Origin of the sequence: Pseudoxanthomonas koreensis, from assembly GCF_041890415.1 — a bacterium.
Lineage (GTDB): Bacteria > Pseudomonadota > Gammaproteobacteria > Xanthomonadales > Xanthomonadaceae > Pseudoxanthomonas > Pseudoxanthomonas koreensis_A.
The window spans coordinates 960,612-986,403 of record NZ_CP169056.1 but is presented as its reverse complement, the minus strand read 5'-3'; the positions used below and the strand labels follow the sequence as shown (position 1 = coordinate 986,403).

Here is a 25,792-nt window from a genome sequence, read left to right as displayed (position 1 = left end):
TGCTAGGGCTGCCTGCATGCCGAGCAGATCCGCTCCACCCGGTAACCGCGCGCGCGCAGCTTGTCCACCACGCCGTCATCGCCCAGCAGGTGCAGGGCACCGACCACCACCAGGGTGTCGCGGTCCTTGCGCGCCAGGCGCTGCTCCAGCAGCGGCAGCCATGCATCGTTGCGGGCCACGTTGATGCGCGCGTACAGCGCCGGGTAGTCGCGCTTCATCTGCGCGGCCATCTCGTCCCACAGGCGCCGCGCATCGCCGGCACGCCAGGCCGCGTGCAGCTTGCGCGACTGCGCCGGACCCTCGTGCGCCTGCTGCAGCGCCTCGGCCAGCATCTGCCGCTGTTCGGCCAGGCTCATGCCGGACAGCACCGCGATCTGCGCGCTGGCCGCTTCCAGCCCGGCCGCCGGCTTGCCCGTGCGCCGTGCCGCATCCATGAAATGCCGGTCCAGGCCCAGCGCCGGGTCCAGGCCCTGCCTGGCCATCTCGCGCAGGCCCACGGTCAGGGCCACGAACCAGGGGTCGAAACCCTGCAGTGCCGCCAGCAGCAGGTTGTTGGCCGCGGTGTAGGCCTGCAATTGCGTCCACAACTCGGCGCCCAGGTCCTGGCGCAGGTCGCCGGGGCGGCGGCGCATGGCCGCCTGCGCCATCTGCGCCGGCAGGCCGGGCGAGGTCGCCTCCTCGGGCGACAACTCGAACAACAGATCCTCGGCATCGGCAAAGGCGGCCTTCACGTCCGCCGAGAGCGGATAGTCATCGGCGTGCAGCAGGTGGAACGAGCCGAGCAGGTAGACCGCGTTGTCGGCGTCGGACACCTTCCACAACAGAGGCACCGGCGGCTCGGCACGCAGCGGCCACGCCAGTGCCAGCAGCAGGACACACGCAACGGACAGGCGGTGCGGCAATCGGAACATCGGGTTTCCCAGGGTGGATCCGGCCACGGTGCTCAGTGCACCGGCGAGACGTAGGTCTTCTCGCCGGCGGTGATGGCCAGGTCGAGCCGGTTCTGCGGCGGCGGCAACGGACAGGTGGCAAACAGGGTGAAGGCGCACGGCGGGTTGTAGGCGCGGTTGAAATCCAGCACCACCTTGCCGTCCGGGCCCGGCCACGCCGCGTCGAGGAAGCGGCCGGCAGGATAGCTGCCGTGTCCGCTGGTGCGGTCGGCAAGGACGAAGAACAGGTCCCGGCCCGGCTCGCCCAGCGCTTCCAGCCGATGGATCCTGCCCTCGTGCTCGAACTCCACCACGCCGGGATTGGGCGAATCGCTCTGCACCCCGATGATGTCGCCGATGGGCAGGGTCTGGCCGACCGGATGCGGCAGGAACCGCCCCTCGATGCGCCACGCCGGATCGGCAGGCCAGTACTCCAGGCCGGCGAACTGCAGCCGGGTCGGTGCATCGGCATGCTTGACCCGCAACGCATGGCGGGTGCCACGCCGGATCAGGCTCACCTGGCCCTTGCCCTCGTCGAAGCCGATCACGCCGGGTTCCGGCTGGTGGTCGCCGTGCAATGCAACCCGGCCTTTCAGCGGCGCATCATTCAAAGTCAGCTCCAGGCCGGTTTCGGGCGTGAACCAGTAGTTGCCGCGTGCGTCGCGCGACAGCATGCCCATCCGCTCCGGGCCGAACGCGAAGCGCACGCCATTGCCGATGCGCTCGCCGCTGCCGACGTAATGCGCCTTCAGGTCCAGCCAGTGCAGGCCGACCAGGCTGGTCCAGCCATCGGCACGCAGCAGGTCCTCGCGGCGCTGGTCGCGCCAGGCCTGCTGAGCCGATGCGAATGCCGCATCCACCTGCGGCGCGGCCGCCGGTGCCGGCTCACCGCCCTTGTCGCCGCAGCCGGCGATCGCCGCCAGCAGCAGCATCGTGGTGACGGCGCAGGCCGCCTTCATCGTCCGCGCAGGAACCATCGATCGATCTCCCCCAGGCTGAAGCGCGCCCAGGTCGGGCGGCCATGGTTGCATTGCCCGGAGCGCTCGGTGGCTTCCATGTCGCGCAACAGGGCGTTCATTTCGGGAATGGTGAGGCGCCGGTTCGCACGCACCGCGCCGTGGCAGGCCATGGTCGACAGCAATTCGTCGCGCGCGGCGGCCACCCTCCGGCTGGCCCCGTGCTCACGCAGGTCGGCCAGCACGTCGCGCAGCAGTGCGTCCGGGTCGGCGTGCGCCAGCAGCGCCGGCACGCTGCGCACGGCCAGGGCCTGCGGCCCGCTGCGGGTGACGTCGAAGCCCAGCGCGGCCAGGGTTGGCGCCTCGCGCTCGGCCACATCGGCATCGCGCTCGCCCACCGCCAGCACCATCGGCACCAGCAGCGGCTGCGCGCGCAGGCCGATGCCATCGTGCGCCGTCTTCAGGCGTTCGTAGCCGATGCGCTCGTGGGCGGCATGCATGTCCACCACCACCAGGCCTTCGGCGTTCTCGGCCAGGATGTAGATGCCATGCAACTGGGCGATGGCATAGCCCAGCGGCGGGACTTGGCCATCGCCTGCCGGCAGCGCGGCGGCCGCATGTTCCGGCACCGCTGCGGACACCAAGGCATCGCCCGGCGGCGGTGCATACAGCGACGTGTACGCGCCCAGTGCTTCGTCCACGCGCAACCCCAGTGGCTGCGGCCGTGGCGTCCATGCCGGTGCCGCCTGGCCGCCGGGCATCGCCGCAGCCGCGTCGCCGGCGGCCGATGCACCGACCGTGGTGCCGGCCCGGGTATGCGCCAGCGCCTCCTGCAGCGTGCGGAACACGAAATCGTGGATCAGGCGCGCATCGCGGAAGCGGACCTCGTGCTTGGCCGGATGCACGTTGACGTCCACCCGGGTCGGGTCCAGTTCCAGGAACAGCACGTAAGCGGGCTGGCGCCCGTGGAACAGCACGTCCTGGTAGGCCAGTTTCACCGCGTGGGCCACGCTGCGGTCGCGCACCGGCCGGCCGTTGACATACAGGTACTGCTGGTCGGTGCTGGCGCGCGAATAGTGCGGCTGCGCAATCCAGCCATGCAGGCGCAGGCCGGCGCCACTGTGCTCCACGCGCAACACGCTGCCGGCGAAATCATCGCCCAGGGTCTGGCCCAGGCGCGCACCGGCAGGTGCGTCGGCGCCATCTTCGGCCTCGGGGCGGTAGCGGCGCGACGGCTTGCCGTTGTGGCTGACCCGCAGTTCCACGTCCGGCCGGGCCAGCGCCAGCGAGCGCAGCCATTCCTCGATGTGGCCCAGTTCGGTGCGCTCGGCGCGCAGGAACTTGCGCCGCGCCGGCACGTTGTAGAACAGGTCACGCACCTCCACGGTGGTGCCGGTCGCGTGCGCACTGGGCACCACCTCGCCCACGCGCCCGCCATCGACCTGCAACGCCGCACCGTGCGCATCGCCGGCGCGACGGGAGGCAAGCTGCAGCCGGCTGACCGAGGCGATCGAGGGCAGTGCCTCGCCGCGGAAGCCCAGCGTGGCCACCGCCTCGAGGTCGTCGAGCGAGGCGATCTTGCTGGTGGCGTGGCGGCTGATCGCCAGCGGCAATTCTTCCGGTGCGATGCCACCGCCGTCGTCGCGGATCCGGATCAGGCGGATGCCGCCCTCCTCCAGATCGATGTCGACCCGGCGGGCGCCGGCGTCCAGCGCGTTCTCCACCAGCTCCTTGACCACCGAGGCCGGACGCTCGACGACTTCGCCGGCGGCGATCTGGTTGATCAGGGTGTCGGGCAGCGGACGGATCGGCACGGGCAGCGGCGGCGCACGCCGCAACAGGGAAGGTGCATGGATGATAGCCCTGCGCCGATGCCGCTCCCACCCGGCAGCGACGGCCCAGGCACGCGCAGGCTCAGGGCGTGCCGCCGACGCCGCCGGCCATGGCCACCTGCTCGGCCTCGGCACGCGCGGCAAACAGGGTGCCCGGCGGCGGTTGCCGGGTGAAGTAGGTGCGCACGCCGTCCAGCACCGCACCGGCGACCTTGCGCTGGAACGCTGGGTCGACCAGGCGCTTCTCCTCGTCGGCGTTGGAGATGAACGCGGTCTCCACCAGCATCGACGGCATGTCCGAGGTGCGCAGCACGGCGAAATTGGCGCGCTCGATGTTCGGCTTGTGGTTGTTGCCCACGCGCTTGAGCCCGCCGAGCACGTGCTGGGCGGCGTCCTCGGAGGCACGCATGTGGCCGCTCTGGGCCAGGTCCAGCAGCACGTTGGCCAGCACCGCCTCGGTCTGCTGCAGGCGCACGCCGCCCACCAGGTCGGCCGCGTTTTCCTTGTCGGCCAGCCAGCGCGCGCGCTGCGACGAGGCGCCCTTGGTCGAGAGCACGTACACCGACGAGCCGCGCGCGTTGCGGTTCTCGGCCGCATCGGCATGGATGGAGATGAAGATGTCGGCCTTGGCCGCGCGCGCGCGCTGGGCACGCATCGGCAGCGGGATGAACACGTCGCTGTCGCGCACCAGGAACGCCTTGAGCCCCGGGGTGGCGTTGACCTGCCTGGCCAGTTCGCGGGCCATGGCCAGGGTGACGTCCTTCTCGCGCTTGCCGGTGGGGCCGATGGCGCCAGGGTCCTGGCCGCCATGCCCGGCATCGATGGCCACGATCAACGGACGGCCGGTGATGGCGGCAGGCGGCGTCGGCGCGACCTGCGCTGGCGGCGCCGCAACGGTGCTGGCCGGCGGCGCGGTGATTGCGACCGGCGTGGCCGGTGACGGTGGCACCCGCCCTTCGAGGATTGCCTGCGGCGAAGGGCCGGGGGTCGCGGTTGCAGCGGCGGCCGTGGTGGTGCTGGCCTGGGTCGCCTGCGCGGTCAGCAGCGCCGTGGCGCGCGCCGCATCGCCATGCGGGTCAGCCGCCGGCGCAGCCGCAGTGGCTGCGGCTGCGGGCGGTGCGGTCGAGACCGGTGCGGGTGTGGTGCTGGCGGCGGTTGCCGGGCCATCGCCGGGCCATTCGATCAGCAACCGGGCGCCGCCGGGCGCCGGCTCCATGCGCAGTGGCAGCGCGGCCACCGGCGCGGCGAGCTCGAACACGATGCGGAAGGTTCCCGGGACCGGATGGCCGGTGCGCACGCCGGTCACCAGGCCGGCGGGCGCGGGCACGCGCAGCGCCTGCGCAGCCCGCGAATCAGGCAGGTCCAGCACCAGCCGGTGAGGCCCGGTCAGCGACAGGGTGCGGTAGCTGCCTGCCCCCTGCAGGCGCACTTCGGCGCGGGTGCCGGCTGCGCCCTGCTCCACCACGATGGTGTCGATCTCGCCGGCCGAGGCGGTGCCCAGGCATGCGCCGGCGGCGAGCACGAAGCCCGCCCACCACCGTCCGATCCGGGCCATTTCGAGGCGCATGCAGCGGATTCAAGCACCGCTTTCCGGTGATTGCAAGAGGTTTTCCCTTAATAATCCGCAACCTGTGCCACCTTCCTAGGGTGGCGTGGCAACAAGTCCCTGCAAGCGGCCCGCTTCCTGCAGTGCGGCCAGCCAGCTCCGACCCGCCGCTGACGCCGCCTCGAGCCGGGCCAGGCGGCCCTGCCCTTCCTGGGCCAGCTGTATCCGCAGATCGGCGTGGGGCAAGCCCTGGCCACCGCGTTCGGGCCACTCCACCAGCCACAGCGTGGCCTCGTCGCCGTCCAGGCCGAGGAAATCCAGCTCCCCGGCGTCGCCGATCCGGTACAGGTCCAGGTGCCACGCCTCGCCACCGGGAACCGGATAGCGCTCCACCAGGGTGTAGGTCGGGCTGCGCACGGGTCCCTGCACGCCCAGCCGGCGCAGCAGCGCGCGTGCCAGGGTGGACTTGCCGGCGCCCAGGTCGCCGCGCAGGTGCACCACCGCCGGCTGCGGCCGGGTGTCGGCCAATGCATGGCCCAGGGCGTCGGTCGCCTCCGGGTCGGCCAGCATGATCTGCATCATTCGGTCTCCGGGTTGGCCAGGCGCCGCATCCAGGGCAGCAGGTCGGAGGGCAGCAGGCCGCGCTGCCCGTCGGTGGCCGCGGCGTCGCCGGCCAGGCTGTGCAGCAGCGCGCCCGCACATGCCGCTTCGAAGGCGGGCAAGCCCTGCGCGCGCATCGCCGCGATCGCGCCGGTGAGCAGGTCGCCCATGCCGCCGGTTGCCATGCCGGGGTTGCCCGCGCCCAGCACGCATGGGGCCTGCCCGGGCGCAGCGACTATCGTGCCGGCACCCTTGAACACCACCGTGCAGCGATGGCGCGCGGCAAGCGCGGCGGCAGCGGCGTAGCGGTCACGCTGCACGCTGGCGGTGTCGGTTCCGAGCAGGCGCGCGGCCTCGCCCGGATGCGGGGTGAGCACCGCATCGCCAACCGGGCGCGGATCGGCGGCCAGCAGGTTCAGCGCGTCGGCGTCCAGCACCAGGGGCCGCCCGCACGCCAATGCATGCCGGTACAGCGCCGCACCCCAGGGTCCGGTACCCAGCCCGGGCCCGCAGGCGATGACATCGGCGGCATCGAGCAGCGGCTGCACCGCATCGGCATCGTCGATTGCACGGGCCATCGCTTCGGGCCGCCGCGCAAGCAAGCCGGCGACATGCGCCGCGCGCGTCGCCACCGTGACCAGCCCGGCGCCGCAGCGCAGTGCCGCATCGGCGCACAGCAGCACCGCTCCGCCGCCTCCGTGGTCGCCGCCCACGCACAGCACGCGGCCGGATGCCCCCTTGTGGGTGTCGCGTGGACGCGGTGGCAACCAGGCGCGCAGGTGCCCGGCGTGCAGCAACGTGGCCGCCGCAGGCGCCGCATCCGCCCAGTGGCCGGCGTCCACGTCCAGATGGTCCAGCAGCAACTGCCCGGCGTGGTCCAGCGCCGCGCCGGTGTACAGGCCGGCATGGGCGACGATGAACTGCACGGTGCACTGCGCGCGCAGTGCCGCGCCCGGCACGCTGCCGCGGTCGGCATCCACGCCGCTGGGCACGTCCAGCGCCAGTACCGGTGCGGCGGCGGCGTCGAGGGCGGCGATCAGGGCTGCGGACTGCGCGCGCGGCGCGCACTCCAGTCCGATCCCGAACAGCGCATCGACCAGTACGTCGGCCTGGTCCAGTGGTGCGGGAAACAGGTCCACCTGGCCGCCGGCAGCCAGGTAGTCGGCACACGCGCGCCGGGCCAGCGGCGTGCGCGGATCGCCATCGGCCGCGCGCACCACCCGCACCTGGCGGCCCGACTGCAGCGCCAGCCGCGCCAGCACGTAGCCGTCGCCGCCGTTGTTGCCGCTGCCGCAGGCCACGACCACGCGCTGCGCCTGCGGCCACTGCTGCAGCAGCGTGCGCCATGCGGCCTGGCCTGCGCGCTGCATCAGCACGTAACCGTCACCGCCCAGCGCCGCGGTGGCCAGGCGGTCGAGCTGGCGCGCCGAAGCGGCGGCGTACAATGCGTCGGGGTGGTCCATGCACGGATTCTAAGCGCGCCCACCGCTGGCGCAGCAGGAACCGGGTGGATTTCCACGTGCCCGACCGCGAGAGTCCCGTTCCATGTCCAGCGACCTGCCCGATGCACCGGCGCACCGCACCGCGGCCTTCGAACCGGCGGCGGTGGCACGGCGCATCCGCGCGCTGGCACGTGAACTGGGCTTCCAGCATTGCGGCATCACCGGGGTGGAACTGGGCCCGGACGAAGAGCACCTGCGCGACTGGCTTGCGCGTGGCCTGTACGGAACCATGGAATGGATGGCGCGCCACGGCGACAAGCGTTCGCGGCCACCGGAGCTGGTGCCCGGCACCGTGCGGGTGATCTCGGTGGGCCTGGACTACGGCCGCAACGATGGCGACGAGGCCTGGGACACCCTGCGCGACGGCGAGCGCGCCTACGTGGCCCGCTATGCGCTGGGGCGCGACTACCACAAGCTGATGCGCAACCGCCTGCAGGCGCTGGCCACGCGCGTGCAGCAGGAGATCGGCCCGTTCGGGCACCGGGTATTCGTGGATTCGGCGCCGGTACTGGAGCGCGCGCTGGCGCGCAACGCGGGGCTTGGCTGGATCGGCAAGCACACCTGCCTGATCGATCGCGACGGCGGCTCCTGGTTCTTCCTCGGCGAGATCTACGTGGACCTGCCGCTGCCGGTGGACGAACCGGCCAGCGCCCACTGCGGCACCTGCACGCGCTGCATCGAGGTGTGCCCCACCGGCGCCATCATCGCGCCGTACCGGCTGGATGCGCGCCGCTGCATTTCCTACCTCACCATCGAGCACGAGGGCGCCATTCCCGAGGACCTGCGGCCGGCCATCGGCAACCGCATCTTCGGCTGCGACGACTGCCAGCTGGTATGCCCGTGGAACAAGTTCGCCAAGCGCACCGACGAACCCGACTTCCGCGCCCGCAACAACCTGGACACCGCCAGCCTGGCGCAACTGTTCGCCTGGGACGAGGAGGAATTCCTGCGCCGCACCGAGGGCAGCCCGATCCGGCGCAGCGGCCATGAACGCTGGCTGCGCAACATCGCCGTGGCCCTGGGCAACGCACCATCCACTCCCGGGGTCCTGGCCGCGCTGGCATCCCGCCGCGACCATCCCTCCGCCCTGGTGCGCGAGCACGTGCAGTGGGCGCTGGCGCGGTTGGAAGGGCAACGGGCTTCATCCTGACCAGGATGGCGCGCCTTCCCCGGAAGGTCCGCCCGATGCGCACACCCCGCGCTATCCTGTCCCGCCGCCCCGCACGCGCATCGATGTCCGAGCACAATCCCGTCCTCACCCCGAGCCAGCTCAACACGCTGGCGCGCGACCTGCTGGAAAGTGCATTCCCGCAGGTGTGGGTCGAAGGCGAACTGGGCAGCGTCACCCGCCCCGGTTCCGGGCACCTGTATTTCACCCTCAAGGATGCGCGCGCGCAGGTGCGCTGCGCCATGTTCAAGCCCAAGAGCCAGCGGCTCATGTTCGTGCCGCGCGAGGGCATGAAGGTGCTCGGCCGCGGGCGCCTCACCCTGTACGAGGCGCGCGGCGATTGCCAGCTGATCCTGGAGCACCTGGAAGAGGCCGGCGAGGGCGCGCTGCGCCGCGCGTTCGACGCGCTCAAGGCCAGGCTCGAGGCCGAAGGCCTGTTCGACCCGGCGCGCAAGCGCCCCCTGCCCGCCTATGTGCGCCGCCTTGCCGTGATCACCTCGCCGACCGGCGCGGCGGTACGCGACGTGCTCAGCGTACTGTCGCGGCGCCTGCCGCTGCTGCAGGTGGACGTGCTGCCCAGCCTGGTCCAGGGCGACACCGCCGCGGCCCAGATCGCCGACTTGCTGCAGCGCGCCGGCACCTGCGGCCGCTACGACGCGGTGCTGCTGGCACGCGGCGGCGGATCGCTCGAGGACCTGTGGGCGTTCAACGACGAGCACCTGGCCCGCACCATCGCCGCCTGCCCGGTGCCGGTGGTATCGGCCGTGGGCCACGAGACCGATTTCAGCCTGGCCGACTTTGCCGCCGACCTGCGCGCACCCACGCCATCGGTGGCCGCCGAACTGCTGGTGCCCGACGCGCAGGACCTGCGCACGCGCCTGCGTGGCCTGCATGGACGCGCGCAGGCCGCGCAGCGCCACCGCCTGGCCCAGGCAATCCAGCGCGCCGACCGCGCCTGGCTGCGCCTGCAGGCGCACTCGCCGCAGGCCCGCCTGCGCATGCTGCGGCAGCGCCAGCAGGCGCTGGGGCAACGGCTCGACGCGCTGTGGCGGCAACGCCTGCAGCAGCGACAGGCACGCCTGCGGCATGCCGCCGCGGTGCTGCGCGCGCACCATCCGCTGCGCCGGCTGGCACAGGCGCAGGCCCGCCTGCAGCGCCTGCGGCCGCGACCACAAGCAGCCATCGCACGCGTACTCCAGCGCGATGCCTTGAAACTGCGCGCGCTGGCGCGTGCACTGGAAGCCTGCAGCCCGCTGGCCACGGTCGCCCGCGGCTACACCATCCTTACCGCAGCCGACGGCAGCCTGGTCCAGTCGGTGAGCCAGGCCACGCCAGGCGCGCGCCTGCAGGCACGATTGAGCGACGGTTCGCTGCTGCTGTCGGTGGACGCGGTGCAGCCGGCGCCCGTGCAAGGCAGCGACTAGGGCCGCGTCACACAAGCGTCATCGCAGCGTCACCGGCGCTGCATGCAGGCGATGCAGGCTGGCCCGAAACCGGAGCTGCCGCGCATGCGCTACGCCCTCGTCACCGAGACCTACCCGCCCGAAGTCAACGGCGTCGCCCTGACCGTGCAGGGCCTGGCCCTGGGGCTGCGCGCGCGCGGCCACGCGGTGGAAGTGGTGCGCCCGCACCAGCCCGGCGAGACCGGCGACGAGGCCGGCCGGGAACCGGCCATCGCCACCCTGCGCACCCGTGGCGCGGCGCTGCCGCGCTATCCCGGCCTGCGCCTGGGCCTGCCGGCCAGCGGCCAGCTGGTGCGTCACTGGATGCCCCGTCCACCGGATGCGGTCTACATCGCCACCGAGGGTCCGCTCGGGTGGTCGGCGCTGCGCGCGGCCACGCGCCTGGGCATCCCGGTGGCCTCCGGCTTCCACACCCGCTTCGACCACTACATGCGCGACTACGGCATGCCCTGGCTGGAAGGCGCCGCGCTGGCCTGGATGCGCCGCTTCCACAACCGCGCCCACGCCACCCTGGTGCCCACCGAGGAACTGCTGTTGTTGCTGCAGGCGCGCGGATTCCAGCGGGTGCAGCGGCTGCCGCGCGCGGTGGACACCGCGCAGCTGTCACCGGCCCTGCGCGATGCCGGGCTGCGCCGTTCCTGGGGCGCGGGCGCGGCGACCCTGGTGGCGATCCACGTCGGCCGGATCGCCCCGGAGAAGAACCTGGGCCTGGCGGTGCGCGCCTTCCGCGCGTTGCAGACGCGGCGCCCGGATGCGCGCATGGTGTGGGTCGGCGACGGTCCCGCACGCGCGGCACTGGAGCGTGCCAACCCGGACTTCGTGTTCTGCGGGACCCGCCGCGGTGGCGACCTTGCGCGGCATTTCGCCAGCGCCGACCTGTTCCTGTTCCCGAGCCGCAGCGAAACCTTCGGCAACGTCACCCTGGAAGCCATGGCCAGCGGCGTGCCGACCGTGGCCTTCGACTCGGGCGCGGCGCGCGAGCACCTGCGCGACGGCATCCATGGCGCGCGGGTGGACGACGAGGGCGGCTTCATCGCGGCCACCTTGCGCCTGGCCGGCGACGATCCAGCGCGCCGCGCGATGGGCCGGGCGGCGCGCGAGGCAGTCCTGCGGCTGCGGCCGGAACAGGTCGCAGCCGATTTCGACGCATTGCTGGCGGCCCTGGTCCGCCGGGGAGGAGACGATGCCGCCCTCGCCGCCTGAACCGGCCGTGGCCGCCGGCGCGCCACCACGCCGTCGCGCCGCGGTGCTGCACGCGCGCGACCATGGCTGGTGCATGCAGGCCAACCGCTGGGGCGCACGGTGCGCGGTACGGCGCTATTTCTCCCTGGTCAGCCGCCTGGGCGACGGGGCGTTCTGGTACGCGCTGATGGGCCTGATGATGCTGGGGGACGGCCGCGATGGGCTGGCCGCGGCGCTGCAACTGGCGCTCACCGGGCTGGTGGCGCTGGCGCTGTACAAGGGCCTGAAACGCTGGACGCGGCGGCCGCGCCCGTTCGCCGCCGACGGCCGCATCCGCGCCTGGGTGGCGCCGCTGGACGAGTTCAGTTTTCCCTCCGGACACACCCTGCACGCGGTGGCGTTCACCATCGTGGCCCTGGCCCACTACCCGTGGCTGGCGATGGTGCTGGTGCCATTCACCGCTTCAGTGGCGGTATCGCGGGTGGTGCTGGGCCTGCACTATCCCAGCGACGTGCTGGCCGCCACCGGCATCGGCGCGCTGCTGGCAGGGGCCTCGCTTTGGCTGGGCCCGCTGGTTCCGGCCCTGGCGCAGGCTCCCGGATAAAGCGGACGGGCACGGCGGCCGATGGGCGTGGACGTCTTGCAGGAGCCGGCCTTGCCGGCGACCCGACGCAGGCTGCGGCATCGCGACACACCACCCCGCACCGCGGTCGCCGGCAAGACCGGCTCCTACAGGCGGCGGCCAATGATCGTGACACGGTGTGGTGCGATGCCTGCTGACGGGAAGTCCCTGCACCGCGGTCGCCGGCAAGACCGGCTCCTACATGCGGCAGGTCGCCGGCAAGACTGGCTCCTGCATGCGGCAGGTCGCCGGCAAGACCGGCTCCTACATACGGCGGCCGATGATCGTGACACGGCGTGGTGCGATGCCTGCTGACGGGAAGTCAAGGAGGAGGCTGCGGCCGCAGGCTGCAGCCGGGGGACATGAGCGGCAGCAGGCATCGCACCGCGCCGTCGCGACCAAGCCCCCCCGCCCTTCCGCTTCCCGCTTCCCGCTTCCGCTTCCGCTTCCCGCTTCCGCTTCCGCTTCCGCTTCCGCTTCCGCTGACACTGCAGCGTGCAGCAGAACCTGTCGCAGTGCCTTGACCAGTGCCCGCACGCAACGCGCCCGAGCGCCGCAGCACTGCAGCGGCGTCCGTCCTGATCGTTCCGCGATCAGCCCAGCAGGTGCGCGCGCAGGGCGTCGTACTCAGGTTGCACCGGAGTGGCATGGGCCGGACGGGCCAGCAACTCGGCCAGCGCCGGCGGCACCTCCACCGCGTGCCCGACCAGCGGCTCGACCACTGCCTCGAACTTGGCCGGATGCGCGGTGGCCGCCACTGCCCAATCGCCATCGGCACCGTCCCCGCGCAAGGTCTGCAGGACATGCACCGCCGTGGCAGTGTGCGGGCAGAACACCTCGCGATGCCGCTCCCAGCGGGCACGGATGGTCGCCCGGATGGTGTCATCGTCCACCGAGATGGCGGTGTAGGCCGCGCGCAACGCCGCATCGTCGCCGGCGTACAGCCAGCGCAGGCGCTCGAAATTGCTCGGCGCGCCCACGTCCATCGCATTGGCGGTGGTGGCCAGGCTGGCGCGCGGCACGTAGGCATCGCCGGCGAAGAACTCCGGCAGCACCCGATTGGCGTTGGTGGCCAGCACGATGCGATTCAGCGGCACGCCCTGGGCGCGGGCCAGGATCGCGGCCAGCGCATTGCCAAGGTTGCCGGTGGGGATCACGAAGTTCAGGCGCTTGCCGGTGGCCGCGTGGTGGCTCAGCGCCGCGTGCGCGTAATAGCTCATCTGCGGCAGCAGCCGGCCCAGGCTGATGCTGTTGGCCGAACTCAACGGCACCTGCGCCTGCAGTTCCGCGTCGTTGAGCGCGCGCTTGACCAGCGCCTGGCAATCGTCGAACGAGCCGGCCACGCGCAGCGCGCTGACGTTGTCGCCGAAACAGCCCAACTGGTGCGCCTGGCGCGGCGATACCCGCCCATCCGGATACAGCACCACCACGCGCAGGCCCGGCTGGCCGTGGAACGCCGCCGCCACCGCTGCACCGGTATCGCCGGATGTGGCCACCAGAATGGTCAGCGGCTGCGTCTGCCCGTGGCGGATACGCGCCAGCGTGGCCGCGAGGAAGCGCGCGCCCACGTCCTTGAACGCGGCGGTGGGGCCATGGAACAGCTCCAGCACATGGTCACCCGGCGTTGCCAGCGGCTTCAGCGGCACCGGGAAATCCAGCGCCTCGGCGCAGATGGCCGGCAGCGCCGGGGCCAGTGCATCGCCCTCGAAGAATGGCGCCAGCAGCGAGGCCGTGGTCTGGGCCAGGCTTGCACCGGCCTCCAGCGCGCGCCCTGCCGGCAACTTGGCCGGCACGTACAGGCCGCCATCGGGTGCCAGCCCGGCGGCGATGGCCTGGCTCAGTGACGCCGGCGGGGAGGCATTGCGGGTGGAGATGAATTCCATGGTCGGTTCCGTATCGTCGTTGTCTTGGATCGTGGGTGCGCGACAGGCGTTACAGCAGCGCGGCGCCGGGGCTGTCCAGCGGCGACACCCAGGCCTGGCTGTCGAAGCCGGCCCTGGCGAACGCAGCCTGCACCGATGGCGCCGCCGCCAGCGCATCGTCGCGGGTGGGGAACCAGGCAAACACGCTGGGCCCGGCACCGGAAATGCTTGCACCCATGGCACCGGCATCCAGCGCCGCCGCCTTGGCCAGGTCGAAGCCGCCGATCAGCGGTGCCCGCCGCGGCTCCACCAGCACATCGCGCAGGCCCTCGCGGACCAGCACCTCATCGCCGGCATGGCAGCCGGCCAGCACCAGCGCCAGGTTTGCACTCTGGGCGACGAAGTCCTTCAACGCATAGCTGCCAGCCAGCGCGTCGCGCGCGCGACGGGTTTCCAGCACCGCCTCCGGATGCACCACCAGGCTGTGCCACGCGGACGGCACCGGGATGCGCACCAGCCGGTCGGCGGTGGCCAGCACCAGACCGCCCAGCAGCATCGGGCCCAGGTTGTCGCCATGGCGGCCGCCGCTGGCCACTTCCTCGCCGGCCATCGCGAACGGATACAGCGCATGCCGGGTCAGCGGCGTGTCCAGCAGTGCGTTGGCCGCCACCAGCGCGGCCACGCACGACGCGGCCGAGCCACCCATGCCCGAGCCCAGGGCGATGCCCTTTTCGATTTCCAGCTCGAAGCCGTATTCCAGCTCCAGCGCCTGGCGCATCGCGATCAGCGCCTTGCCGGCGGTGTTGCGCTCGGCCTCCAGCGGCAGCGGGAACGGCGCGCCGCGGATGGCGGAGATGCGCACCAGCGGCTCGGCGATGCGGCGTACCGTGACCGTGTCGCCGACACCGGCAAGGGCGAAGCCCAGGATGTCGAAGCCCACCGCGGCATTGCCGACCGAGGCCGGCGAGAACGCGGTGGCATCGCGCTGGGCCGGGCTCACAGGCGCGCCCCGCGACCGGCAGCCACCCGCAACACATCGGCGAACACGCCCGCCGCGGTCACCTCCGGGCCTGCACCCGGGCCCTGCACCACCAGCGGGTTGTCGCAGTAGCGGTGCGTGGTGAACTGGACCACGTTGTCGGTCAGGCGCAGGTTGGCGAAGGCATGGCTGCCCGGCAGTTCCACCAGGCCCACGCTGGCGCGCCCCTGCCCATCCAGGCGTGCCACGTAGCGCAGGGCGCTGCCCTGCGCGCGGGCATCGGCCAGGCGGGTGGCGAAGCCGGCGTCGACCTCGTGCAGCCGCGCCATGAAATCCTCCACGCTGGCCTGGCGCAGCGCTTCGGGCACCAGGCTTTCCACCTGCACGTCCTCGAGGCTCAGGTCGCAGCCGGCCTCGCGCGCCAGGATCACCAGCTTGCGCGCCACGTCGGTGCCGGACAGGTCCTCGCGCGGGTCCGGCTCGGTATAGCCCTGCGCGCGCGCCTGCGCCACCAGCTGCGAGAACGGCACGCTGCCGTCGTACTTGTTGAACAGCCAGGCCAGGGTGCCGGAGAAGATGCCCTCGATCGAAGTCACCACGTCGCCGGTGTCCAGCAGGTCGCGCAGGGTGGAGATCACCGGCAGGCCCGCACCCACCGTGGCCTCGTAGCGGAAGCGCGCACCACTGGCGGCAGCAGCCTTGCGGATGACCTTGTAGCGCGCCAGCGGGCCTGCGCCGGCCTGCTTGTTGGGCGTGACCACGTGGATGCCGGCGGCCAGCCACTGCGGGTAGCGGTCGGCGATCTGGGCACTGGCACTGCAGTCCACGATCATGATGTGCGGCAGGTGCGAGTCGAGCAGTTGCTCGGTGAAGCGGTCCAGGTCGGCGGGCTCCTCGCTGCTGGCCAGGCGCTCGCGCCAGTCGGTGCCGATGCCGCGCACGTCCAGCACCTGCCGACGGCTGGAAGCGATGCCGCGCAGGCGCAGGTCAAGGTTGGCGCGCGTCAGCAACGGCCCCTGCGCTGCCAGGAACTGGTCCACCAGCGCGGCACCCACGTTGCCCGGCCCGATCACGCCCACCGCGAAGGTCTGCGGCGAAAGATAGAAGCCGGCATGCGCGGCACGCAGCGCGCGGGTGGCCTGCTCGCTGTCGATGGCCACCGAGATGTTGCGCTCGGACGAGCCCTGGGCGATGGCGCGGATGTTCACCTGCGCCCGTCCCAGCGACTGGAACAGGCGCGCGGCCACGCCCGGCTGCCCGGCCATGCCATCGCCAACCGCCGCCAGCACGCTGATCCCCGGCAGGTACTGCACCCGCTGCACCTGGCCGCCGGCCAGCTCGTGGGTGAACGCCGTTGCCAGCGCAGCCTGCGCACGTTCGGCGTCGGCCTGCTTGACCACGCAGCAGATCGAATGCTCGGACGAGCCCTGCGAGATCATCACCACCGACACCTTGGCGGTGCGCAGCGCGGCAAACACCCGTTCGGCCGTGCCCGGCACCCCGATCAGGCCGGTCCCTTCCAGGTTGAGCAGGGCCAGGCCCGGGCTCAGGGTCAGGCCCTTGACCGGACCGTTGACGTCGTGCCGGGCCGCGATGCGGGTGCCCGGATGATCGGGATGGAACGTGTTGCGGATGATGATCGGCAAGCCGCGCTCGATCGCCGGCGCCATGGTCTGCGGATGCACCACCTTGGCCCCGAAATAGGCCAGCTCGCAGGCCTCGTCGTAGCTGAGCGACTCCAGCTGCACCGCCTCGGGCACCACCCGCGGATCGGCCGACAGCACGCCATCCACGTCGGTCCAGATATGCAGTTCGTCGGCCTCGAACAGGGCGGCGAAGATCGCACCCGAATAATCGCTGCCATTGCGGCCCAGGGTGGTGATGCGGTCCTGCCCATCGCGGGCGACGAAGCCGGTGGCCACCACCCGCCGCTGCGGATTGGCCTGGCGCCACTGCTGCAGGCGTTGCGCGCTGCGCTCCCAGTCCACGTCCACGCCCAGCTCGCCATGGCTGACCACCAGCACCTCGCGCGCATCCAGTACCGCGCAGTCCTCGCCCAGCGCGCACAGGTACTCGCCAAGCAGGCGTGCCGAATACACCTCGCCCAGCCCCTGCACCCGCTGCAGCACCTCCTCCGGCAGGCTGCCGATCACACCCAGCGCCTGCAGCACCCGCAACAGCTCCTCGAAACGCTGGTCCAGCCACTCCAGCAACGGCCCCGCACCCTCGCCCAGCAGCGACCCGGCCGCCTCGTGGTGCCGCTCGCGCAGCAACTGCCAGCGCCCGCGCCACTCCGGCGCATCCGCCCCCGCAGCCTGCGCCAGCTCGATCAACGCATCGGTCACGCCCTTCATCGCCGAGACCACGGTGACCTGCAGCGTCTCCCCCCGCGCACGCAGCAGCGTGGCGACGTGGCGGTAACGGTCGGCATCGGCAACGGAAGTGCCGCCGAACTTGTGCACCACGGTACGCGCCGGTGCGGCGTCGGAAGGAACGTTTGCGGCGGCGGACGACGACATGGATGGACCTCGGGTTCGAGGCCCTGCACGCGCATCCGGAAGCGGGTGTACCCGCGCCCGGGATTCGGGTGCGGGGCCGTGGTTTCGTTGGTTACTCGACCACGACCGACCGCACCGGGCAGATAATGCCGGTGGCGGTAATCGTGATGATGCCGATGGCCGGCGCGCACGCGCCCTGCCGCCGCAGCGGCGGAACGGATCGCAGGTAGCTGGCGCAAGGCTTCGACATGGCCTGCAAGGGGACACGATGGCATGCCTCCCTGTCAAGTGCTGCAGTGCCACATGTCCTTCCGTTTCCAAGGAAACCGACACCCGCAAAGACGCGACGGTGTCACCTCATCGCTGCAAGCGCACCCCAACGAACCCCACCCACCCAACACCCGCGAAGACGCGTCGGTGCCACCTCATCGCCGCAAGCACACCCCAACGAACCCCACCCACCCAACGCCGCGAAGACGCGACGGTGCCGGGGTATCGCGGCAAGCGGCACATGGATGTGCCGCGACCCCGAGTGCGGGCAGGAAGCCCGCCCGAGGGGAGAGCGATACCCCGGCACCGGCGCGGCTCCGTCCGAAGTGGCCGTCTCCGAAGTGGAGCGCTTATGAAGTGGCACACTCCCGACACGACCGCCGCACCCGCTCAAGACGACGCCTGCCCCCACAACAACATCGCATCGCCGTAGGAAAAGAACCGGTAACGCTGCCGCACCGCATGGCGGTAAGCCTCCAGCACACGCTCCTTGCCCGCAAACGCCGACACCAGCATCAGCAACGTGCTCTGCGGCAGATGGAAATTGGTGACCAGCGCATCCACGCTGCGGATGCGATAGCCCGGATAGATGAAAATCCGCGTCTCCCCCGTGAACGGCCGCAACTCACCGCCATCGGCCACATCCTCGCCCCGGTGCCACGCGCTCTCCAGCGCACGGACCACCGTCGTCCCCACCGCCACCACCCGGCCACCGGCAGCCCGCGTGCGCCGCACCTGCTCCACCAGCGCCGCATCCACCTCAAGCCACTCGCTGTGCATCGTGTGCGCGCGCACATCGTCCACCCGCACCGGCTGGAACGTGCCGGCACCCACGTGCAGCGTCACCCGCCCCGTCTCCACGCCGCGCACGCGCAACGCCTCCAACAGCGGCGGATCGAAATGCAGGCCCGCGGTCGGCGCCGCGACCGCACCATCGCGCCGCGCGAACACCGTCTGGTAGCGCGCCGCATCCTCGCGGTCCGGCGCGCGCCGGATGTACGGCGGCAACGGCAACTGCCCGGCCCGCACCAGCCACTGCTCCAGCGGCGCATCCACCTCGAAGCGCAACACGAAGAACTCGCCCTCGCGCCCGAGCACCTCGGCATGGCCCCCGCCATCAAGCCGGATCCGCGTACCAGCCCGCGGCGACTTGCTGGCGCGCACCTGCGCGCGCGCGCAGGCATCCGCCAGCAAGCGCTCGATCAGGATCTCCACCTGGCCACCGCTGTCCTTGCGCCCGGACAGGCGCGCCGGGATCACCCGGGTGTCGTTGAACACCAGCAGGTCGCCCGGCTGCAGCAGGCCCGGCAGGTCACGCACCTGCAGGTCGGCGAGCTCGCCACCGGCCGGCGGCACCAGCAGCAGCCGGCTGGCCGAGCGTTCCGGCAAAGGCGCCTGCGCGATCAGTTCCTCGGGCAGGTCGTATTGGAAATCGGATGTCTTCAAGGCAGCGGCCGGCGCGCGCGGGAGCCGGCCATTGTAGCGGCGGCGGCGCGCCCGCTCAGCGCTCGAACTTGGTGGACAGCACGATCGCCGAGGACGTGCGCTCCACCCCGTCGACCGCGCCGATGCGATCGGTCAGCACGTCCATCTGGCCCACGTCACCGACCACGCCCAGCGCAACCAGGTCGTAGGGGCCACTGACCGACTGCAGCGTGCGCACCTCCGGGATCGCATGCAACGCCTTGACCACCGCCGCCATCTTCCTGGGCGAGACGGTGATCATGATGTGGGCGCGGATGCGCGCATGCTCCACGCCGTCGTCGATCCGCACGGTGTAGCCGCGGATCACGCCCTGGCGCTGCAGCCGGTCGATCCGGCTCTGCACCGTGGTACGCGACAGGCCCAGGCGGCGGGCGATCTGCGCGGTGGATGCGCGCGCATCCTCGCGCAGCAGCGACAGCAGCTGCACGTCGGCCTCGGTGATCTTCATGCCGCCGGCCACCATGGGTTTCGTCGATTCGACGACATTTGCCCGTTCATTGCGCGGATCATATCTGTAAAACGACGATACCTTGCACATAATGGAGGCATACCCGCGCTGAGGAGCACCCCATGTCCATCCTCGCCCCGCTGGCCCCGCTGCGTGCCCACCACGGCCAGCGCCTGACCACCGGCCTGGACGATGCCCACATCATCCGCCTGGCGGCCTCGCATCCGGACCTGGCCGCAGCCATCGCCGCTGCCGCGGACGCCTACGCGCGCGCGCGCCACACCGATGCCGACCTGCTCGACATGGACGAGGCCGACCAGGTCCAGGCCATGCAGGCGGACCTGGTGAACTTCTATCCCGACGACTGCGTCAGCCCCTATGTCGCCCTGGCCGCACGCGGCCCCTGGGTGGTGACGCTCAAGGGCGCGGTGGTGTACGACGCCGGCGGCTACGGCATGCTCGGCTTCGGCCACACCCCGGCAAGCGTGCTCGACGCACTGGCCCGGCCGCAGCCGATGGCCAACGTGATGACGCCCAACCTTGCCCAGCGCCGCTTCACCGGGGCGCTGCGCCGTGAGATCGGCCATACCCGCGGCGGTTGCCCGTTCGCGCGCTTCATGTGCCTCAATTCCGGCTCCGAAGCGGTGGGCCTGGCTGCGCGCATTGCCGACATCAATGCCAAGCTGCAGACCGATGCCGGGGCACGCCATGCCGGCGCCGTGATTAAGCGGGTCGTGGTCAAGGGCAGCTTCCACGGCCGCACCGACCGGCCCGGGCTGTATTCCGATTCCAGCCGCCGTGCCTACGTGCAACACCTGGCCAGCTACCGCGGCGAGGACTCGGTGATCGTGATCCCGCCGTACGACGAGGCCGCGCTGCGCCAGGCCTTCGCCGACGCACAGCAGCGGGGCTGGTTCATCGAGGCCGTGTTCCTGGAGCCGGTGATGGGCGAAGGCGACCCGGGCCGGGCCGTGCCCCCGGCCTTCTACAGCGTGGCGCGCGAACTGACCCGCGCCCACGGCAGCCTGCTGCTGGTCGATTCGATCCAGGCCGGGATGCGTGCCCATGGCGTGCTGTCGCTGGTGGACTACCCCGGTTTCGAGGGCGTGGAGCCGCCGGACATGGAGACCTATTCCAAGGCCCTCAACGCGGCCCAGTTTCCGCTGTCGGTGCTGGCCGCCACCGCGCATGCGGCCGGCCTGTACCGCAAGGGCGTGTACGGCAACACCATGACCACCAACCCGCGCGCGCTCGAGGTGGCCTGCGCCACCCTGGAGCTGCTGACCCCGCAACTGCGGCACAACATCCGCGAGCGTGGTGCGCAGGCCCTGCGCGGGCTGGAGCAGCTGAAGGACGAGCTGGGCGACGCGATCACCAGGGTCCAGGGCACCGGCCTGCTGTTCTCCTGCGCACTGGCGCCGCGGTACAAGTGCTACGGCGCCGGCTCGATCGAGGAGTGGCTGCGCCGCCACGGCGCCAATGTCATCCATGGCGGCGAGAACTCGCTGCGCTTCACCCCGCACTTCGGGATCGATGCGCAGGAGCTGGACCTGCTGCTGGGCCTGGTCGGCCGCGCGCTGCGCGAGGCGCCGCAGCGCGGCTAGGGCGCCGGCGTCAACGCCTGGATCGCCGCCGTCATGTACACCAGCGGCGCATTCCAGTTGATCGCGATCTCGTTGCTGGCGTAGCTGCAGTCGTGGTCGATCCACGACAGCGCCGGCTGCGACGATGCATACGCCACCGGGCAGTCGCGGGCATCCTGCTGGCGCGGATTCGGCCCGCCCGACAGCAGCCCGGGCACCGGCTCGTCGATGCCATCGGCCATCGACGGGCGGTGGTGGATCTGCATCGGCGTGCGCACGCCATGCCCGGTGACGAAGGACACGCCCAGCGGATTGCGGCCGAGCACGTAGTCCAGTTGCGCCTGCGCAGCGTCCAGGTAATCGCGGTGCGCGCCTAGGCGATAGCCCTGGACCAGTATCAGCCCCTGGTTGAGCGCCTGCGCGCTGCTGCCCCAGACGAAATCCTCCGGCTGCATCGCGATCTGCCAGGCCGAATCGCGCTTTTGCGCTGCAAGCCGCTGCGCCAGGCCGAGCACCGCATCGGTCACCCGCGTGCGCAGCGCCGCATCGGGCAGGCGTTCGCGATGGCGTGCCAGGGTGGCCCATGCCAGGCCGCCCACGTTCGCCCACGCCGGCACGCCGGGTTCGGCGGCGTGGCGATCGAACGCGCGCAGATAGGCCTCGTCACCGGTGAGCACGAACAACTCGGCCGCGGCCCAGGCAAACTCATCATCCAGGTGGCTGTCGCCATAGGCGCCGGTGGACACGTCCTTCGGCTGCCGATAGATGACGTCGGGGTTGGCCTGTGCCCAACGCCAGGCCGCCTCGGCCGCCGCATGCATGCGCGCCGGCACGCCCGGGAAATGCGCTTCGTAACCGGCGTAGATGCGGCTGGCCTGGGCCATCACCGCGGCGAAATCGAGCGCGGCGGCGGTGCTCTTCTGCACCACGTAGCGCTTGTCGCGCGCCGCATCCGGCATCACGATGCCGTCGAAGCGCAGGTTGGTCAGCTTGTGGTACACGCCGCCGTCGGCCGGGTCCTGCATCGCCAGCATCCAGCGCAGGTTCCACCACGCCTCGTCGAGCAGGTCGGGCACCGCGTCGCCACTTTCGGGGATGCCGATGTCGCGCCCGCCGAACACCTCGGGAAAGTCTTCCCAGGCCGCCAGCAGCGTATGCGTGGTGATTCCGGAATTGACCACGTACTTGTTGTAGTCGCCGGCGTCGTACCAGCCGCCGGGCGCGGAGATCACGCTGCCGGCCGGCCTGGCCGCAGATGCGGCCGATGCGTGGATCCTGACCTGGGTATCCGGGTGCCCGCCGGCGCGCGCATGCCGGCCCGCGTGTTCGGGCGCAAGCGCGGTACCGGTGCGGTTGAAGTAATAGCCCTTGAGCGCGGCGTCGCCGAGCGCGGCATAGGCATCGGCGCCGACCGGGAACGGATCGGAGACGTGGCCGCCCACCCGCACCCGGTAGCGGCCCGGTGCATCCAGCGCGCCCAGGTCCACCGCCGCCGCGGCGCGTCCCGACGCCGGCCACACCGATGCCTGCGCCAGGTCGCCGGCCAGCACCACCGCACCGTCGTGCTCGCGCACCACTTCGAAGCGCCCGCCGGCGATGCCTTCGACCACCGCCACCTTGCTGGCGCCGGGCAGGAAGCCGAGCTGGTTGAGATGGATCGCCGGCGTGGCGACGGCGCGCGCGCTGCAGGCCACGGGCGCGGCAACGGCCAGCGTCGTCAGCGCGGTGAACAGGAGGATGTCCGGGAGTCGATGCACGGCTGCGGCCTGTACGTGGATGACAGGGCGATGCTGGCTGCATCGGCGCCGCGCTGCAACCCGTGCGGTCCGCGCCTGGCTGCGCGCTGCCGCTCAGGCCGCCAGCGGGCGCGCGCGCAGTTCGGCCACCTCGTGCGCGGTGCCGAAGCGGCCGTTGTCCGCGCGCACCACCTCGGCCAGCGCACATTCCGGGTCGTGGGTGAAGAACAGCCGCACGTTGCGGGCCAGCTTGTCCTCGAGGAACGCGCGCTTCTCGTCGATCAGCAATTCGGCATTGCGGTCGTAGCCCATGGTGATCGGCAGGTGCACCCACGAGCGCCCCGGGATCAGGTCGGCACAGAACGCCACCCCGCCGTGCGGATGCCCGCCGACCATCCGCGGCCCGGCGATCTCGGCCAGCATCAGGCCCGGGGTGTGGCCATCACTGAAGCTGAAGCGCACCGCGTCGCCCAGCGCACGCGAGCGCGGGCCATCGACGATCTCCAGCCGCCCGCTGGCTTGCAGCAGCCCGGGCAGTTCGGGGATGAAGCTGGCGCGGTCGCGCGGATGCGGGTTCCGGGCCCGCTCCCAGTGCGCCGCACCCACCAGGTAGGTGGCGTTGGGAAACAGCAGTTCCGGCGCGCGCCCTTCCGCCCACGGCGCCAGCAGCCCGCCGGCATGGTCGAAATGCAGGTGGCTGAGCACCACCACGTCGATGTCCTCGTGCTCGAAGCCGGCCTGGCGCAGCGACTCCACCAGCACGTGGCGGTCTTCCTGCACGCCGTAGCGCTCGCGCAGGCGCGGCTCGAAGAACGCGCCGATGCCGGTCTCGAACAACACCGTCCTGCCTGCCAGCGGGCTGGCCAGCAGCGCGCGGCAGGCCAGGTCGATGCGGTTGTGCGCGTCGGGCGTGGCCCACTTTTCCCACATCGCCCGCGGCGCGTTGCCAAACATCGAGCCGCCGTCGAGCTTCTGCGAATTGCCGCGGATGGACCAGAGTTTCATGCGCAAATGCTAGCGCCGCCGCGGTTAAGAATCCGGAACCCTGCACTGCGCACGCGACGCGTTACTTGCCCGCAGCTTCCAGCGCGCGCACTTCGCCCTTCCCGCCCGGGTTGCGCGGATCGGATCCGCTGCTCAACTCGCCCGTGCGCCGGTCCAGCGCCACCGTCTGCAGGTTGCCCCATGAATGGCTGGAGCCACGCCCGGACACGGTATCCCCCGGCAGTTGCAGCACATGGCCCATGCCGCGCAGCCGCGCAGCGGTCTCCGCATCGAACGCGCCGGACTCGGCCAGGACCACATCGGGCAACCACTGGTGGTGGTAGCGCGGCAGCGCCGCGACCTGCTGTGCGCCGAGCCCGTCGGCATAGCCGAGCACGCCCAGCAGCACCATGGTGATGATGCGCGAGCCGCCCGGCGTGCCCAGCACCGCCACCTTGTCCGGCGAGAGCATGAAGGTCGGGGTCATCGAGCTGAGCGGGCGCTTGCCCGGCTCCGGCGCATTGGCCTCGAAGCCCATCACCCCGAAGGCGTTGGCTTGCCCGGGCAGCAACGCGAAATCGTCCATCTCGTTGTTGAGCAGCACCCCGGTCCGCGGCGGCACCAGGCCCGAACCGAACAGCAGGTTCACCGTCTGGGTGGCGCCGACCCGGTTGCCCTGCGCGTCGATGATCGAGAAGTGGGTGGTTTCCTCGTCCTCCAGCGGCGTGGGCCGGCCGGAGAAAACGTCACTGGGCGTTGCCTTGTCCGGGTGGATGGTCGCGCGCAGCCCGGCGGCGTAGTACGGGCTGGTCAGCACGTCCACCGGCACGTGCACGAAGTCCGGATCGCCCAGGTAGAAGGTGCGGTCGCGGAAGGCACGGCGCATGGCTTCGACGGTCAGGTGCGCGCGTTGCGCCGGCGCCTGCCGCGACAGGTCCCAGCCGGCCAGTACCTGCAGCATCTGCGCCAGGGCCACGCCCCCGGAGGACGGCGGCGGCGCGGTGACGATCTCCCAGCCGCGGTAGCCGAAGCGCAGCGGTTCGCGTTCCTTGACTGCATAGCCGGCCAGGTCGGCCGCGGTCCACTGCCCGCCCTGCGCACGCACGCCTGCCAGCAGGTCCTTCGCCACCTGGCCGCGGTAGAAGCCGTCGAAACCGCGCGCGGCCAGCGCTTCCAGGGTACGGGCCAGGTCCGGCTGCCGCAGGGTCTGCCCGACCCGCGGCGGCTGGCCACCGGCCAGGAACACCGCGCGGGTACCGGGGTAACGCTCCATGACCTCGCGCCGCGCCGCATAGCCACGCTCCAGCCGCTCGTACACCGGGAAGCCGTCGCGGGCCAGGCGGATGGCCGGTGCCAGGCTCACCGACAGCGGCAACTGCCCGTATTCGCCGGCCAGGTGCACCAGCGCGGCCGGCAGGCCGGGAATGGCCGCCGACCACGGACCATTCTGCGAGTGCTCGCGATCCAGCTTCCCGTCCGCGTCGCGGTAGCGGTCGGCGGTGGCGGCCGCTGGCGCGGTTTCGCGCGCGTCCAGGAAGACGTCGCGGCCGTCGCTGGCCCGGTGCAGCAGGAAGAAGCCGCCGCCACCCAGGCCCGAGCTGATCGGCTCCACCACCGACAACGCGGCCGACACCGCGACGGCTGCATCAAAGGCATTGCCGCCCTGCTCCAGCACCTCGAACCCGGCATCGGTGGCCAGCGCATGCGCGCTGGCGATGGCCGCGCCTTGCGGTGGCGCGCCCGCGGGCCGCTGCCCCGCGGAGTCGGCCAATGCCGGCACGGCAGGCAGCAACAGCAAGGCCAGCAACAGCCGCACGCACAGGGTCATGGAACCGCCTCGTCGAGATGGAGTTCGGGATGTTCCTGCCGCAGCCGCAGCAGTTTGGCCAGCAGCATCTCCTGGCTTTCCGGGTGTTCCGGATCAGGGTCGATGCATTCAACCGGGCAGACCACCACGCATTGCGGCTCGTCGAAATGCCCCACGCACTCGGTGCAGCGGGCAGGATCGATCACATAGATGGTCTCGCCCATCGAGATGGCCTGGTTCGGACAGGCCGGCTCGCAGACGTCGCAGTTGACGCAGAGTTCGTTGATCTTCAGGGACATGCGGGGGCACGGCCGTCCCGCAGGCGCCCGGCCATGATTGG

The 25,792-nt window shown here is 71.6% G+C and carries 20 protein-coding genes; 5 read left to right on the top strand and 15 right to left on the bottom strand.

The features are described 5' to 3' along the window. Positions 1 to 2: 2 nt before the first annotated feature. The 6 genes from ACEJ41_RS04560 to ACEJ41_RS04535 all read right to left on the bottom strand — a co-directional run bounded on the left by ACEJ41_RS04560 (position 3) and on the right by ACEJ41_RS04535 (position 7,326). Positions 3 to 911 (bottom strand): TraB/GumN family protein, encoded by a 909-nt coding sequence (locus ACEJ41_RS04560; protein ID WP_374013606.1) that lies wholly within the window; start codon positions 909 to 911, stop codon positions 3 to 5. A 32-nt stretch (positions 912 to 943) separates the two neighbouring features. Next, positions 944 to 1,906, bottom strand: a complete 963-nt coding sequence (locus ACEJ41_RS04555) for a DUF1684 domain-containing protein (protein WP_374013605.1) — start codon at positions 1,904 to 1,906, stop codon at positions 944 to 946. Continuing rightward, positions 1,885 to 3,699 carry a DNA mismatch repair endonuclease MutL gene (gene mutL, locus ACEJ41_RS04550; RefSeq protein ID WP_374013604.1) on the bottom strand — a complete coding sequence of 605 codons (1,815 nt, stop codon included), beginning with the start codon at positions 3,697 to 3,699 and terminating at the stop codon, positions 1,885 to 1,887. Before mutL ends, ACEJ41_RS04555 begins: the two co-directional genes overlap by 22 nt. A 100-nt stretch (positions 3,700 to 3,799) precedes the next feature. Continuing rightward, positions 3,800 to 5,284, bottom strand: coding sequence for an N-acetylmuramoyl-L-alanine amidase (locus ACEJ41_RS04545; protein ID WP_374013603.1), 1,485 nt, complete (start codon positions 5,282 to 5,284; stop codon positions 3,800 to 3,802). A gap of 75 nt (positions 5,285 to 5,359) precedes the next feature. Continuing rightward, on the bottom strand, positions 5,360 to 5,845 hold the full coding sequence (gene tsaE, locus ACEJ41_RS04540) for a tRNA (adenosine(37)-N6)-threonylcarbamoyltransferase complex ATPase subunit type 1 TsaE (RefSeq protein ID WP_374013602.1): 486 nt from the start codon (positions 5,843 to 5,845) through the stop codon (positions 5,360 to 5,362). Beyond that, entirely contained in the window at positions 5,842 to 7,326 is a 1,485-nt protein-coding gene (locus ACEJ41_RS04535) for an NAD(P)H-hydrate dehydratase (RefSeq protein ID WP_374013601.1), read from the bottom strand. The genes tsaE and ACEJ41_RS04535 overlap by 4 nt, the downstream gene beginning before the upstream one ends. Before the next feature lie 82 nt (positions 7,327 to 7,408). Here ACEJ41_RS04535 and queG point away from each other — a divergent pair, with 82 nt between their 5' ends. The 4 genes from queG to ACEJ41_RS04515 all read left to right on the top strand — a co-directional run bounded on the left by queG (position 7,409) and on the right by ACEJ41_RS04515 (position 11,782). Next, entirely contained in the window at positions 7,409 to 8,515 is a 1,107-nt protein-coding gene (gene queG, locus ACEJ41_RS04530) for a tRNA epoxyqueuosine(34) reductase QueG (protein WP_374013600.1), read from the top strand. Between the two features lie 83 nt (positions 8,516 to 8,598). Beyond that, positions 8,599 to 9,957 carry an exodeoxyribonuclease VII large subunit gene (xseA, locus tag ACEJ41_RS04525; RefSeq protein ID WP_374013599.1) on the top strand — a complete coding sequence of 453 codons (1,359 nt, stop codon included), beginning with the start codon at positions 8,599 to 8,601 and terminating at the stop codon, positions 9,955 to 9,957. Between the two features lie 84 nt (positions 9,958 to 10,041). Then, positions 10,042 to 11,199 carry a glycosyltransferase family 4 protein gene (locus ACEJ41_RS04520; RefSeq protein WP_374013598.1) on the top strand — a complete coding sequence of 386 codons (1,158 nt, stop codon included), beginning with the start codon at positions 10,042 to 10,044 and terminating at the stop codon, positions 11,197 to 11,199. 73 nt (positions 11,200 to 11,272) lie between these two features. Further along, positions 11,273 to 11,782: a phosphatase PAP2 family protein gene (locus ACEJ41_RS04515; RefSeq protein WP_374014065.1), complete on the top strand. Its 510-nt coding sequence runs from the start codon at positions 11,273 to 11,275 to the stop codon at positions 11,780 to 11,782. A gap of 611 nt (positions 11,783 to 12,393) precedes the next feature. Here ACEJ41_RS04515 and thrC read toward each other — a convergent pair. From thrC to ACEJ41_RS04490, 5 genes are all read right to left on the bottom strand, one after another. Continuing rightward, positions 12,394 to 13,683: a threonine synthase gene (gene thrC, locus ACEJ41_RS04510; RefSeq protein ID WP_374013597.1), complete on the bottom strand. Its 1,290-nt coding sequence runs from the start codon at positions 13,681 to 13,683 to the stop codon at positions 12,394 to 12,396. Positions 13,684 to 13,732: 49 nt separating this feature from the next. After that, positions 13,733 to 14,662 carry a homoserine kinase gene (locus ACEJ41_RS04505; RefSeq protein WP_374013596.1) on the bottom strand — a complete coding sequence of 310 codons (930 nt, stop codon included), beginning with the start codon at positions 14,660 to 14,662 and terminating at the stop codon, positions 13,733 to 13,735. Next, a complete protein-coding gene (gene thrA, locus ACEJ41_RS04500) occupies positions 14,659 to 17,160 on the bottom strand; it encodes a bifunctional aspartate kinase/homoserine dehydrogenase I (protein WP_374013595.1) in 2,502 nt (833 codons plus the stop codon). The genes ACEJ41_RS04505 and thrA overlap by 4 nt, the downstream gene beginning before the upstream one ends. Before the next feature lie 639 nt (positions 17,161 to 17,799). After that, positions 17,800 to 18,855, bottom strand: coding sequence for a tRNA preQ1(34) S-adenosylmethionine ribosyltransferase-isomerase QueA (gene queA, locus ACEJ41_RS04495; RefSeq protein ID WP_374013594.1), 1,056 nt, complete (start codon positions 18,853 to 18,855; stop codon positions 17,800 to 17,802). A gap of 55 nt (positions 18,856 to 18,910) precedes the next feature. Further along, positions 18,911 to 19,342, bottom strand: a complete 432-nt coding sequence (locus ACEJ41_RS04490; RefSeq protein WP_374013593.1) for an Lrp/AsnC family transcriptional regulator — start codon at positions 19,340 to 19,342, stop codon at positions 18,911 to 18,913. A gap of 122 nt (positions 19,343 to 19,464) precedes the next feature. Between ACEJ41_RS04490 and ACEJ41_RS04485 the strand changes: the two genes are divergently transcribed. Beyond that, positions 19,465 to 20,946 carry an aminotransferase class III-fold pyridoxal phosphate-dependent enzyme gene (locus ACEJ41_RS04485; RefSeq protein WP_374013592.1) on the top strand — a complete coding sequence of 494 codons (1,482 nt, stop codon included), beginning with the start codon at positions 19,465 to 19,467 and terminating at the stop codon, positions 20,944 to 20,946. Here the strand turns inward: ACEJ41_RS04485 and ACEJ41_RS04480 are convergent. From ACEJ41_RS04480 to ACEJ41_RS04465, 4 genes are all read right to left on the bottom strand, one after another. Next, positions 20,943 to 22,682 carry a glycoside hydrolase family 9 protein gene (locus tag ACEJ41_RS04480; protein ID WP_374013591.1) on the bottom strand — a complete coding sequence of 580 codons (1,740 nt, stop codon included), beginning with the start codon at positions 22,680 to 22,682 and terminating at the stop codon, positions 20,943 to 20,945. The genes ACEJ41_RS04485 and ACEJ41_RS04480 overlap by 4 nt on opposite strands. A gap of 93 nt (positions 22,683 to 22,775) precedes the next feature. Next, positions 22,776 to 23,666 carry an MBL fold metallo-hydrolase gene (locus ACEJ41_RS04475; RefSeq protein ID WP_374013590.1) on the bottom strand — a complete coding sequence of 297 codons (891 nt, stop codon included), beginning with the start codon at positions 23,664 to 23,666 and terminating at the stop codon, positions 22,776 to 22,778. Between the two features lie 61 nt (positions 23,667 to 23,727). Continuing rightward, positions 23,728 to 25,473, bottom strand: coding sequence for a gamma-glutamyltransferase (ggt, locus tag ACEJ41_RS04470; RefSeq protein ID WP_374013589.1), 1,746 nt, complete (start codon positions 25,471 to 25,473; stop codon positions 23,728 to 23,730). Beyond that, a complete protein-coding gene (locus tag ACEJ41_RS04465) occupies positions 25,470 to 25,751 on the bottom strand; it encodes a YfhL family 4Fe-4S dicluster ferredoxin (protein ID WP_374013588.1) in 282 nt (93 codons plus the stop codon). Before ACEJ41_RS04465 ends, ggt begins: the two co-directional genes overlap by 4 nt. Between the last annotated feature and the right edge of the window lie 41 nt (positions 25,752 to 25,792).